Genomic DNA, 12,630 nt, shown 5'->3' with positions numbered 1-12,630 from the left:
AGTCTTTCGGATCTGCTTGTGGGCCGGATGCCGGCGCGCCGTACGCGGCGCCGGATGTCATCCACGGCCCATACCTTACAAACCGCGCCACCGCGGCGGTAATGAAAAGACCTGATTGGCGGATAACCAGCGCTTATCGCCGGTCCGTCGCGGTGCCGCGCCGGCGCCGCCGGTTATCGGGCGATGACGAACTCTCATTAGGCAAGCCGCCGGCGCGGCCCTACATTGCCGCCAATCCGCCATGGCCGGCACGGCATGGCGCCACCGCGCGCGCTCCGGCCGCGGCAAAAAACACAATCACAAGGACGAGACAACATGAAATCCGTTGATGCCTTCGACACCGGGGCCTCCGACGTGCCCGACGCCGCGGCCGAGATTCGCTCCGACATGCGCGCCGACATGCGCGCGCAGCCGCGCGCGGCCGCCCGCCCCAGCAACGTGCGCTGGCGGATCTTCCTCATCATGCTGCTGCTGACGGCGATCAACTACATCGACCGCGCTTCGCTGTCGGTGGCCTTGCCCCTGATCGCACCCGAGTTCGACCTCTCGCCCGCGGCCGAAGGCCTGGTGCTCAGCGCCTTCTTCTGGTCCTACGCGCTGATGCAGGTGCCCGTGGGCGCGCTGCTGGACCGCTATCACACGCGCGGCATCATCGCCGCGGCGACGGTGGCCTGGGGCGCCTTCCAGGCGCTGGGCGCGACTGCCCACAATGGTGTCATCCTGCTGCTTACCCGCATGGGGCTGGGCGTGGCCGAATCGCCCATCATGCCCGCCGGCGCCAAGCTGACCGGCGCGTGGCTGACGCCCAACGAGCGCGGGCGCGGCGCGGTCCTGGTCGACGGCGGCGCGCCGCTGGGCAGCGCGCTCGGCGCCATCATCATCGCGGGCCTGATCGCATGGCTGGGCTCGTGGCGCATTGCCTTCGTCATCTCGGGCGTCGGCACCATGCTGGCGGGCTGGCTGGCCTGGTACTACATCCGCAACCATCCGGCGGATCACCCCGGCGTCAACGCGGCCGAGCTCGAACACATCACGCGTGCCAACGGCGAGCGCGAGGGCGGCACGGCAGCCGCGCCGCCGCTGCGCGAACTGCTGCGCGACCGCTCCATCCTCGCCATGTTCGGCGGCTACAGCTGCGTGCTGAGCGTGTTCTACGGCCTGCTGACCTGGATGCCGAGCTATCTGCACAAGACGCACGGCCTCAATATCTCCAGCATGGGCGGCGCCACGTTCGTGATCTTCATGTCGGGCTTCGTCGGGGAACTGGTCGGCGGCTATATCGGCGACAAGTGGAAATCCTCGGGCGCGTCGCCCAACCTCGTGATGCGCAGCATGTTCAGCGGCTCCTCGCTGGTGGCGGCGGCCTGCATCCTGGCGGCGGCCTACACGGCCGATGCCGCCCGGGTCATCGTGCTGCTTTGCACCGCCATGTTCTTCATCCGCTGGTGCGGGATGTACTGGTGCCTGCCGGCCCTCATCGGCGGCACGGAGCGCACCGGCGTGCTGGCCGGCATCATGAACTTCTGCGGCAACATGGCCGGGGTGGTGGTGCCGCTACTGATCGGCGTGATCGTGCAGTGGTCCGGCTCCTACTTCCTGGCGCTGCTGTTCTTCGTGGTGATGGCAGTGCTGCTGGCTGTCTGCTCGAGCCTGATCGACTACCGGCAGCGTCCGCTGGCCTGAGGGCCACGCTGCGTTCGCCGTGGGGGCATGCCCACGGTCCGGCAGGCGTCTGACTTAGAATGGTGCGCCAGACGACAACGGATAACGAACAAGGGAGACCGTGCATGTTGTGGAAATCGACCCCATCGCTGGAAGCGCTCCAGGCTCGCCACGAGGACACCGCCGTGGCGCAGCTCGGCATCGAGTTCACCGAGGTAGGCGAGGCGTCTCTCAGCGCGCGCATGCCGGTGGACCGTCGCACCGTGCAGCCCTATGGCATCCTGCACGGGGGTGCCTCCGTGCTGCTGGCGGAGACGCTCGGCAGTTGCGCGGCCAGCCTGTGCCTGGACAACGAGGCGCAGTACTGCGTGGGGCTCGACATCAACGCCAACCATGTGCGCGCGGTGCGCAGCGGCTTTGTGACGGGCACGGCCACGCCGGTCCATGTGGGCCGTACCACCCACGTGTGGGCCATCGAGATCCGCGACGACGAAGGCCGGATGGTGTGCATCTCCCGCATCACCATGTCGATCCTGTCGCGCTGACCGCCCGCGGCCGCGCCCGCCGAAGGCGTGCCGTGCAGAGTTTCCCGTTTCCGGATACACTGCGCCCGCACTGAACGAGGACGCGCATCGCAGCGTCCTCCAACAGCGGCGGGGTGGCAGAGTGGTTATGCGACGGTCTGCAAAGCCGTACACGGCGGTTCGATTCCGTTCCCCCCGCCTCCAGCACCTGGCGGTAGCGCAGGTCCAGGGCCGGATGCCGCGCCGGTGCATGCCGCGCGCGCCATGTTTGCCACGCGAGCTACGTGTACCGTGCGTGGCCGTTGCATCCCGCCAGCGGCCACCGCGCCCGCACTTTTTCCTTTCCCCCAAGTCCTTCCCGCCACGTCCTTTCGCCTCACGTCCCCCAAACGCGTGATGCATGCCGGTATTCGCACAGCATGGAAGAGCACGCCCCGATTCCTGCCGTATTCCCGGCTGGAACAAGTCCGCCGAATCATGTAGTGTGAAGTCAACGCAGTCCATCCATGACAACCTCCGCCATCGTGCGTGGCGGATAGATAATTGCAATGACAAGAGATCTGCGTGTCCGCGCAGCACAACCGGCCGACTGGCCGGCAATCGCGGAAATCCTGGAATCCTGTGGCCTCGCCAGCGACGACCTCGATCCCTCGCTGGCGCTGTTCCATATTGGCTTGCTCGACGGCAAGATCGTCGGCTGCGCCGGCACCGAGGGGTATGACGAGACCGTGGTGGTGCGCTCGGTGGCCGTGCTGCCTCCCTACCGCGACCGGGGCATCGCATCCCATATGGTTGCCGCCGCGCTGATGCGCGCACGCTCCAACGGCTGTACGCGCGCGGTGCTGCTCAGTGCCAGTTGCCCCAACTATTTTGCCCGCTATGGATTCTCGCTGATCGCGGCCGAGCGCCTGCCGCCCGCGGTGCGCGCCTCGCGCGAGTTCCAGCGCCAGGAAGGCTTGCCGCTTTGCATGTACTGCGAACTGAAGTAGGCGCATGCCCCGGGATATCCGAAGTATGAAGTCCGATGTCATGAAGACGAAACACCGATGACCTTGCCCACGCCGACGGCGCCCGCCGCCCAGCCGGATCCGGCGCCATTCGACTGCCTGGTGTACATCGGCCGTTTCGAGCCTTTCCATGACGGGCACTTCGCCATGCTGCGCCAGGCGCTGTCGCAGGCGCGCGTGGTGATCGTCGTGCTGGGCTCGGCAGGTGGGGCGCGCACGGTAAAGAATCCGTTCACCGGCGACGAGCGCCGCCGCATGATCGAGGCCGCGGTGGCCGCATGGGACGCTGCCCGCGTGCCGGATCTGCGCTTCGTGGCCGTGCGCGACTACTACGAGGGCCCGCGCTGGGCTGCCGCCGTGCGCGCCGCCGTGGGCGCGGTCCTGGGCGAGTTCCTGGGCGAGTTCCCGGGTGCGGAGCCGGGCCTGCGCGCCGAGGCGCGCGTCGGGCTGTTCGGGCATTTCAAGGATGCATCCTCGGGCTATCTCAACGACTTCCYCGGCTGGCCCCTGGTGCCGCAGCCCAGCTTCGGACAACTCAATGCGGCCGATGTGCGCGGGCAGTGGTTCGCACAGGCGGGCGCGCTCGATGGCGTGGAGCGCGTGCTGCCGCCCCCGGTCGCTGCCTTCCTGCGCGAGTTCGCCGCGCGCGAGGCCTTCGCCGTGCTGCTGGCTGAGTACCGCTTCCTCGAGGACCATCGCCACCGTTGGGCGGCCGCGCCGTATCCGCCGGTCTTCGTCACCGTGGACGCGGTGGTGCGCTGCTGCGGCCATGTGCTGCTGATCCGCCGCGGCGGCCAGCCCGGGCGCGGCGCATGGGCGCTGCCGGGCGGCTTTCTGGACCAGCACGAGCGCGTGGCCGACGCGGTCCTGCGCGAGCTCGACGAGGAAACCCGCTTCAATCTGCCAAAGGCCGAGTTGCAGCAGGCATGCCGCGGCCAGGCGCTGTTCGACCACCCCGAGCGCAGCCAGCGCGGGCGCACGCTGACCCACGCCTTCTTCTTCGACCTGCCGCTCGATGCACTGCCCGGGGTGGACGCCGCCGACGACGCGGCGGCGGTGCGCTGGCTGCCGCAGCAGGAGTTGCTGGCGCTGGAAGGGCAGATGTTCGAGGATCACCTGCTGATCCTCGACCACTTTCTCCACCTGTTCGAAGCAGGGCCCGCCCGGCCTCGCTGACCGCCCGGGTCGGCCAGCGCCAGGGCCAGGGGCGCCGTCTGGTCCACCAGCCGGATGCCGATCGGGGCCTCGCGGGCCCGCAACCGCCCGCATCCCGATTCATCCGTGCCGGTGCGCCAGCCTTTCATCCTCCCCATGTCCGCATCGGTGAATTTCCACCGTCACATGCACAAGCTCCTCGTGCACGGATAGTGCCTCCCTGACCTGCGCCGGCGTGAGCGCATTGTCGTGCGTCACCAGGCTGGCAATCACCGCGAACTTCTGCTTGCCCACGCGCCACACATGCAGGTCGGTCACGCGCGTGCCTTCGGGTCCCTGGTCGAAGCTGGCCAGTACCTCGCGCACTTCGTCCACCACCGGGTGGTCCATCTCGCGGTCCAGCAGCACGGTGCCGGTCTGCCTGAGCAGGCCGAGCGCCCAGTGGCCGACTAGCGCCGCGCCGACGAGGCCCATCACGGGGTCCAGCCAGGCCAGCCCGAGCCACCAGCCACCGGCCAGGGCCAGCACCGCCAGTACCGAGGTGGCGGCATCGGCCAGCACATGCAGGTAGGCGGAGCGCAGGTTCAGGTCGTGGTGGTGCGCACCGCCGTGACCGTGGTCGTGATCGTGATCGTGGCCGTGGTGATGGTCATGCCCGTGTTCATGCCCGTGGTGAGCGTCGCCCAGGATCAGCGCGCATGCCAGGTTGACCAGCAGCCCGACGATGGTCACCGCCATCGCTTCGCGATAGTGGATGGCCTGCGGGCTGAACAGCCGCTCCACCGAGCCGTACACCATCAGCGCGGCCACGCCGAGCAGGACGATGGCGCTGGCAAAGCCGGCCAGCACTTCGATCTTCCACGCGCCGAAGGCAAAGCGCTTGTCGCCGGCGTAGCGGCGGGCGGCGGCGTAGGCAAAGGCGGCCAGGCCGATTGCCAGCGCGTGCGAGCTCATATGCCAGCCGTCGGCCAGCAGCGCCATCGAATTGAACCACAAGCCGGCGGCGATCTCGGCCACCATGGTGGCGGCGGTGATGAGCATCACCAGGCGGGTGCCGCGTTCGGCGGCGCGATTGCCTGTGTCGAAGACGTGGCTGTGGGTCCAGCGGGAGAGGTCCTGGGTATGCATGATGGCTTTGCCCTGCGTGGCGAAATGATGTGATTGGCGCAAGCGTAACAGCGCCGGCGCGGCAGGCCGCCTTCGTCCATGCCGGCAGCGTGGTGTTGGCCCGTGCCGCCTCGCGCGGGGTTGCCCCCGGGCTGTCACGCCCATCTGCTATTGTTGGCACGCTGCCTGCCACCGTGCAAGGCCCCGACAGCCCCACACAACCCGATGCACGCCACCACCCTCGCTCCCGCGGCCGCCCCGGCGCCCATTTCCCTGCGCCAGGCTTTCTGGTACTGGCTCAAGCTAGGCTTCATCAGCTTCGGCGGCCCCGCCGGGCAGATCGCCATCATGCACGAGGACCTGGTCGAGCGGCGCCGCTGGATCTCCGAGGCTCGCTTCCTCCATGCGCTCAACTATTGCATGGTGCTGCCCGGGCCCGAGGCGCAGCAACTGGCGACCTATATCGGCTGGCTGATGCACCGTACCTGGGGCGGCGTGATGGCGGGCGGGCTGTTCGTGCTGCCGTCGCTGCTGATCCTGATGCTGCTGTCGTGGGTCTACCTGCGCTTCGGCGAGGTGCCCGCGGTGGCCGGCGTCTTGTACGGCATCAAGCCGGCGGTGACGGCCATCGTGATGTCGGCGGCATGGCGCATCGGCTCGCGCGCCCTGCGCAACGGCTGGCTCTGGGCCATTGCGGCGGCCTCGTTCGTCGCCATCTTCGCGCTGGCATTGCCGTTCCCGCTGATCGTGGTGGCCGCTGCCCTGATCGGCCATGTGGGCGGGCGCCTGGCGCCGGCGCGCTTCGCCGGCGCGGGCGGGCACGGCGCCGCCAGGGCGGGCCACGGCCCCGCGCTGATCGACGACGGCACGCCGACGCCCGAGCATGCCAGTTTCACCTGGCCGCGCTTTGCGCGCGTACTCGGCGTCTTCCTGGCGATCTGGGCGCTGGCGCTGGGCGCGCTGGCATGGCGCTACGGCTGGCAGGGCACGCTCACGCAAATGGGCTGGTTCTTCACCAAGGCGGCGCTGATGACCTTCGGCGGAGCCTATGCGGTGCTGCCCTATGTGAACCAGGGCGCGGTCGAGCATTTCCACTGGCTCACCGCGCCGCAGATGATCGACGGGCTGGCGCTGGGAGAAACCACGCCCGGCCCGCTGATCATGGTGGTGGCCTTCGTGGGCTTCGTCGGCGGCTGGACGCACGCGGTGCTTGGCGCCGGCAGCGAACTGGCCTCGGGCGTGGCGGCGGCCGCACTGGTGACCCTCTTCACCTTCCTGCCGTCCTTTCTGTTCATCCTGCTCGGCGGGCCGTTCGTGGAGAGCACGCACGGCAACCTGAAGTTCACCGCGCCGCTGACCGCCATCACGGCGGCGGTGGTCGGGGTGATCGTCAACCTGGCGGTGTTCTTTGCCTCGCACGTGCTGTGGCCGGCCGGGCTGCAGGGCCGCTTCGACTGGCCTTCGGCCCTGATCGGGCTGGCCGCGGCGGTGGCACTGTTCCGCTTCAAGGCGGGGGTGATCCCGGTGATCCTCTGCTGCGGGCTGGCGGGCATGGCCATCACGCTGCTGCGCTGAGCGCCGCCAGCCGCCACCGACCGCTACCAGCCGCTGTGGGGCACGCCGGGCTCGCGGTGCGCGGCGAAGTGCTGCGCGAGGTAGTCCACGAAGGCGCGCACCTTGGCGGTGAGCTGGTCGCGCGTGAGGAAGACCGCGAACACATCGGCGGGCGGTGTCGACCAGTCGGGCAGCACCTGGCGCAGCCGCCCTGACCTGAGCATCGGCGCCACCTCCCATTCCGAGCGCATCAGGATGCCGTGGCCCTGCAAGGCCCAGCCTAGCGCCACCTCGCCATCGTTGGTGCTGGCGGGCCCGCGCACCTTCACGGTTTCCTGGCGGCTGGCCGAGCGCAGGTGCCAGGTGCCGTAGGTGGCGTCGCTCTCGCGGATCACGATGCAGCGGTGCTGCTGCAGCTCGCGCGGCGAGGCCGGCTCGCCGTGGCTGGCCAGGTAGCGCGGCGCGGCGCACAGCAGGCGGCGGTTATGTGCGATGGGGCGCGCGCTCAGGCGGGCATCGGGCAGGTCGCCCACGCGGATGCCCACGTCGAAGCCGGCCTCGGCCAGGTTGAGCGGCCGGTCGGTCAGTTCCAGCTGCACCTCCACCTCGGGGCAGGCCAGCAGGAAGGCGCCCACCGCGGGCGCCACGTGGCGCCTGCCGAAGCCGAGCGTGGCGTTGACCCGCAGCAGGCCGCGCGGTGCCACGCGGCTGCCGCCCAGGCCTTGCTCCAGCTCCTCGAGCTCGGCCAGGATGCGCGCGCCGCGTTCGAGGTAGGCCTCGCCTTCCTGCGTCACGCTCAGCCGGCGCGTGGTGCGGTTGAGCAGGCGCACGCCCAGGCGGGCCTCCAGCGCGGCCAGCCGCTTGCTGGCCGCGGATGGCGTGATGCCGAACTGCTGCGCCGCGCCGGCCAGGCTGCCGCGCTTGACCAGGGTGACGAAGAAGGCGAGGTCCGAGAAATTGTCCACGTGGCGAGCGGCGGTCGATGGCGGCGGCAAGGCGCCAGGATTGCTGAAAATGAAGACCGAATGAAAGTCTGTGAATGAAATTATAGCGGCGGGTTCAATGCTTACACTGGCATCTACGCGGATCTGCACCTGATCCCGACAGGAGGACGAATCGTGTTCGAAGGCTTCACCCCGCGCCGCGTGCAATGCGGCGACGTCGAGATCCATGCCGTGGTGGGCGGGCAGGGCCCGGCCCTGCTGCTGTTGCATGGCCATCCGCAGACACATGTGATCTGGCACAAGGTGGCCGCCACGCTGGCGCGCCATTTCACCGTGGTCGCCACCGACCTGCGCGGCTACGGCGACAGCGGCAAGCCCGCCGGCCTGCCCGACCATGCCAACTACAGCAAGCGCGCCATGGCGCAGGACCAGGTCACGGTCATGCGCGCGCTCGGCTTCGAGCGCTTCCTGGTGATGGCGCACGACCGCGGCGGCCGCGTGGCCCACCGCATGGCGCTGGACCATCCCGATGCGGTGCGGCGGCTGGTGACGCTGGACATCGCGCCCACGCTGGCCATGTACGAGCAGACCAGCCTGCAGTTCGCCACCGCCTACTGGCACTGGTTCTTCCTGATCCGCCCGGCGCCGTTCCCCGAGACGCTGATCGAGGCCGATCCCGCGCTCTACCTGCGCAGCACCATGGGCAGTCGCAGCGCCGGCCTGGCGCCATTTACCGACGAAGCCATGGCCGAGTACCTGCGCTGCCTCAGGCAGCCCGGCGCCGCGCACGGCCTGTGCGAAGACTACCGGGCCAGCGCCTCGATCGACCTCGAGCACGATCGTGCCGACATCGCCGCCGGGCGCCAGGTCGAGTGCGGGATGCTGGCCTTGTGGGGCGAGCAGGGCGCGGTGGGCCGCTGCTTCGCGCCGCTGGAGGAATGGCGCAAGGTGGCGCGCAACGTACAGGGCAAGAGCCTGCCGTGCGGCCACTATATCGCCGAGGAAATGCCGGAACTGCTGCTGGAAGAAACGCTGCCGTTCCTGCTGGCGGAGCACTGACGCCGCGCGGCCGGGTGCTGCGCGATCGGCCGGGCTGGCATACACTCGCTGGCTTCATCCGCCGGCCAGGCGCCGGCCAACCGCACGCGATTCCGCCCATGCCGCCTCGCAAGACCGCCGCCCGTCCGGCCGAAACCCCCGTCGCCGAGCCCGCCGAAGGCCGCGCCACCAGCGACCAGGCCATCCAGCTGCTGGATGGCGCCGTGCGCCATGTGCTGGAGCGCGGCATCGGCGATCTCTCGCTGCGCAGCGTGGCCGAGGCGCTCGGCACCAGCCACCGCATGCTGATCTACTACTTCGGCTCGGCCGACGGCTTCTGGGAGGCCGTGCTGCGCCGCATCCGCCATGCCGAACTGGAGTCGCGCGCCAGCCTGGCCACCGCCGAGACCGATCCGGCCCGCGCGCTCGAATTGGCCTGGGCCCGCTACTCGGCGGACAACTACCTGCCGGTCATCCAGCTGCTGTTCGAGATCTACGGGCGCGCCATCCGGGATCGCGAGCGCTTCCAGGCCTTTCTGGACGACGTGATCGGCAGCTGGATCGGCGCGCTGAGCGAGCGCTTCCACAAACAGCACGGACTGAGCGCGAGCGAGGCGAAGCTGCGCGCGCGCGTCGAGCTGGCCACGGTGCGCGGCCTGCTGCTCGACCTGGTCACCACCGGTGACCGCAAGGGCACCACCGCGGCCCTCAAGTATTTCGCGCGCATGCTCAATGCGCCGGGGGCCGCGCAGGCGTCTGACGCCTGAGCGCCTGAGCGCCTGAGCGCCTGACGACCTGATGCCACGCGGCGCCTCGATGGCGCCGCGCTGCTTTCTGGCGCGGCCACCCTCTCCGGTTCCTGCCCGGTTCCTCTCCGGTCACTTGCCTGCCGCGCGCACGCAGCCCGCGTCCGGCGGTCTTTTCTTCTTCGTGTACCACGTGGTACAGTAAACCGCATGCCGCCCTGAAGACCATGGCGGCGCGGAGGAAAAAGGAGACCGATGTGAAGAGACGCAAGCTGATGCTGGCTGCCGTGCTGGCAGCCGCGGGATGGACGTGCGGCGCGCCCGCGCACGCGCAGGACTGGCCGCAGCGCCCCGTGCGGCTGGTGGTGCCGCAGGCCGGCGGCAGCGGCAACGACGTGCTGGCGCGCGCGCTGGCCGAAGCGCTCGGCAAGCGCTGGGGCCGCGCCGTGGTGGTGGAGAACCGCCCCGGCGCCAACGGCGTGCTGGCCATCAACTACGTGCTGCAGCAGCCGGCCGACGGCTACACGCTGTTCTTTGCCGGCGTGTCCAACCTGGCCTTCAATCCCTTCCTGTATCCGTCGCTGCCCTATGTGCCGCAGCGCGACCTGGCCGGCGTGGCGATGCTGGCCAGCTCGCCGTTCGTGCTGGTGGTGGCGCCGTCGCTGCACGTGGCCAGCTTTGCCGAATTCGTGCGCCAGGCCAAGGCGCGTCCGGCCGCCATCAGTTTTGCCTCGGGCGGCATCGGCAACTCGACCCACCTGGCGATGGAACTGGTGGCCGAGCGTGCCGGCATCCGCCTGCAGCATGTGCCATTCAACGGCGCGGGCGGCTCGACCAGCCTGATGTCGGGCCAGACGCCCGCAATGATGAACGTGGTCGCCGGCGTGCAGCCGTATATCGCCGGCAAGAAGCTGGTGGCGCTGGCGGTGACCGGCGAGAGGCGCCTGCCGGCGCTGCCGGACGTGCCGACCTTCAGGGAACTCGGCTATGACGTGGCCGTGCCCGGCTGGTATGCCATCGTGGCCAGGGCCGGCACGCCGGCGGCGCTGGTCGGCAGGATCAACGCCGACATCAACGCGGCCCTGGACGAACCCGCCTTCAAGGAGAAGCTGGCCAGCCAGTTCCTCGACCCCATCAAGGGCCCGCCCGCGGAAGTGGAGCGCCATATGCGGCGCGACGCCGAGGCGTGGGGGCCATTCATCCGCAAGCTCGGCATCGCGCTCTGACGCACAAGGCACTAGACGCAGGACACTAGACTCAGGACACAGGAGACAAGACATGCCCCGTATCACCACCGCCGTGCGCGACTACCGCATGGCCATGATGCACCAGCTGATGGACCGCCTGCGCGTGGACGCGCTGGTGTTCGGCACCCCGGACTTCTTCCAGTTCGCCACCAACTTCCAGCTCGACGTATGGCCGTGGGAGCGGCCCGTGTTCGTGTTCGTGCCGCGTAGCGGCGAGCCGTTCGCGGTGATGAACGAGCTGTCCACCAACCATATGCGGCTGAGCACGGAGAACGAATCGGTGTGGCTGCGCGATGTGACCTACTACGCCGAGCATCCGCGCGTCTCGCGGCGCCTGCCGCTGGCGCCGCAGCTGCCCGAGGTGGTGGCGTCGCTGCTGGCCTCGCACGGGCTCGGCGGCGCGCGCATCGCGGTGGACGTGAGCCACCCGGTCCTGGCCGCGGCGCAGCGCCATCTGCCGGAGCTGGTGCTGCGCCCGGCCATGGCCGAGATGCGCGGCATGCGCTGGGTCAAGCATGCCGAGGAGCTGGAGGTGATGCGCGCGCTGGGCGCGCTCACGGACTGGGTGCAGGACCGCTATCGCGAGCATATCCGCCCGGGACGGCTGGTGCAGGAGCTGGACCATGCCATGTCGGCGCTGATGGTGGAAGAGGCGGCGCGCCGCTTTCCCGGCGAGGATTTCGAGATCCTCAAGTGCTGGACGCTGACCGGCGCCGCCTCGGCCTCGCCCCACGGCGACGGCGCGTCGTGCGGGGCGCGCATCGCATCCGGCGATACCATCGTCAACCTGATCCTGCCACGCCTGAACGGCTACTACGTGGAGAACGAGCGCACCTGGTTCTGCGGCAAGCCCGGCGAGCGGCAGGCGCATTGCTACCAGGTGGCCGCCGAAGCCACCGATGCGGCGGTGGCTGCCGCGGTAAGCGGGCGCCGCGTGTGCGACATGGACGCTGCCGCGCAGGCGGTGATCGAGCGCGCCGGCCTGGGCGAATACATCTTCCACCGCACCGGGCACGCGGTCGGGCTGATGCTGCACGAGTATCCGGAGGACATGGCCTTCAACACGCGGCCGTTGCTGGCGGGCGAGGTCTATTCGGCCGAACCCGGCATCTACGTGTATGGCCTCGGCGGCTTCCGCCTCGACGACACCGTGGTGGTGGGCGAGCGGCCCGAGGTCATCGTGAAGACGCCGAAGACGCTCGCCTACGCCACCGTGGCGTAGGCCTCGACCGGTCCCTTGTCGCCCCGCCCGGCCGCGCGGTGATTGCGCGGGGTGATCGCGCAGGCGCGCCCGCCGGGCCTGAGCAGCCCCGCTGATGAAGTGGATGTTGGAGCGCAAAATCGACTTCCGGCCGAGGAAGCCTGCGACGCCGCCCGGGGCAATTTGCTCGGCAGGCCGCTGCCGCCGTCGGCGTCTGCCAGCCTGGTGCGGGCGGATGCGCTCCCTGACGCGGCACGGCAACAGGGACCGGGATGGGCCGAGCAGGATGCAGCCCGGAGGTGCATAATCGCTCACCAGTACGACGAGCCCTAGCCGGAGTGGTCGACCGGCGTCCAACATACATTCATGAATGGATGTATAATTCCGGAATTATTCGCCTGGCGACAGGCGTTTGTTGCGGAATTTGACCATGACTTACCGTTTT

At 69.4% G+C, this 12,630-nt stretch carries 11 protein-coding genes and 1 tRNA gene; 10 read left to right on the top strand and 2 right to left on the bottom strand.

Features of this window, described 5'->3' with window-relative positions:
- Positions 1-387: 387 nt before the first annotated feature.
- From AC1DK4_RS04250 to AC1DK4_RS04230, 5 genes are all read left to right on the top strand, one after another.
- The gene (locus AC1DK4_RS04250; protein ID WP_441650362.1) at positions 388-1,683 is read left to right on the top strand and encodes an MFS transporter; all 1,296 of its coding nucleotides are present in this window, start codon (positions 388-390) and stop codon (positions 1,681-1,683) included.
- Between the two features lie 104 nt (positions 1,684-1,787).
- The gene (locus tag AC1DK4_RS04245; RefSeq protein ID WP_441650356.1) at positions 1,788-2,207 is read left to right on the top strand and encodes a hotdog fold thioesterase; all 420 of its coding nucleotides are present in this window, start codon (positions 1,788-1,790) and stop codon (positions 2,205-2,207) included.
- A gap of 107 nt (positions 2,208-2,314) precedes the next feature.
- Positions 2,315-2,390 (top strand) — tRNA-Cys (locus AC1DK4_RS04240).
- A 344-nt stretch (positions 2,391-2,734) separates the two neighbouring features.
- Positions 2,735-3,175: a GNAT family N-acetyltransferase gene (locus AC1DK4_RS04235; protein WP_441617591.1), complete on the top strand. Its 441-nt coding sequence runs from the start codon at positions 2,735-2,737 to the stop codon at positions 3,173-3,175.
- A gap of 57 nt (positions 3,176-3,232) precedes the next feature.
- Positions 3,233-4,369: a bifunctional nicotinamide-nucleotide adenylyltransferase/Nudix hydroxylase gene (locus AC1DK4_RS04230; protein WP_477131402.1), complete on the top strand. Its 1,137-nt coding sequence runs from the start codon at positions 3,233-3,235 to the stop codon at positions 4,367-4,369.
- A gap of 99 nt (positions 4,370-4,468) precedes the next feature.
- Here AC1DK4_RS04230 and dmeF read toward each other — a convergent pair whose 3' ends face one another.
- Positions 4,469-5,476, bottom strand: a complete 1,008-nt coding sequence (gene dmeF, locus AC1DK4_RS04225) for a CDF family Co(II)/Ni(II) efflux transporter DmeF (RefSeq protein ID WP_441617595.1) — start codon at positions 5,474-5,476, stop codon at positions 4,469-4,471.
- Positions 5,477-5,680: 204 nt separating this feature from the next.
- On the opposite strand from dmeF, the gene chrA reads away from it, so the two are divergent.
- Positions 5,681-7,030 carry a chromate efflux transporter gene (gene chrA, locus AC1DK4_RS04220; protein ID WP_477116408.1) on the top strand — a complete coding sequence of 450 codons (1,350 nt, stop codon included), beginning with the start codon at positions 5,681-5,683 and terminating at the stop codon, positions 7,028-7,030.
- 23 nt (positions 7,031-7,053) lie between these two features.
- Here chrA and AC1DK4_RS04215 read toward each other — a convergent pair whose 3' ends face one another.
- Positions 7,054-7,974, bottom strand: coding sequence for a LysR family transcriptional regulator (locus tag AC1DK4_RS04215; protein ID WP_441650147.1), 921 nt, complete (start codon positions 7,972-7,974; stop codon positions 7,054-7,056).
- Positions 7,975-8,127: 153 nt separating this feature from the next.
- On the opposite strand from AC1DK4_RS04215, the gene AC1DK4_RS04210 reads away from it, so the two are divergent.
- From AC1DK4_RS04210 to AC1DK4_RS04195, 4 genes are all read left to right on the top strand, one after another.
- Complete coding sequence (locus AC1DK4_RS04210; protein ID WP_441650148.1) at positions 8,128-9,012, top strand: alpha/beta fold hydrolase; 885 nt, start codon at positions 8,128-8,130, stop codon at positions 9,010-9,012.
- A gap of 98 nt (positions 9,013-9,110) precedes the next feature.
- The gene (locus AC1DK4_RS04205; protein WP_441650149.1) at positions 9,111-9,758 is read left to right on the top strand and encodes a TetR family transcriptional regulator; all 648 of its coding nucleotides are present in this window, start codon (positions 9,111-9,113) and stop codon (positions 9,756-9,758) included.
- Between the two features lie 236 nt (positions 9,759-9,994).
- Positions 9,995-10,963 (top strand): Bug family tripartite tricarboxylate transporter substrate binding protein, encoded by a 969-nt coding sequence (locus AC1DK4_RS04200; RefSeq protein ID WP_441650150.1) that lies wholly within the window; start codon positions 9,995-9,997, stop codon positions 10,961-10,963.
- 52 nt (positions 10,964-11,015) lie between these two features.
- Positions 11,016-12,206 (top strand): M24 family metallopeptidase, encoded by a 1,191-nt coding sequence (locus tag AC1DK4_RS04195; RefSeq protein WP_441617607.1) that lies wholly within the window; start codon positions 11,016-11,018, stop codon positions 12,204-12,206.
- Positions 12,207-12,630 lie beyond the last annotated feature (424 nt).

Source organism: Cupriavidus sp. 05N38 (genome assembly GCF_056397345.1).
This window is presented reverse-complemented; position numbering and strand designations above follow the sequence as displayed.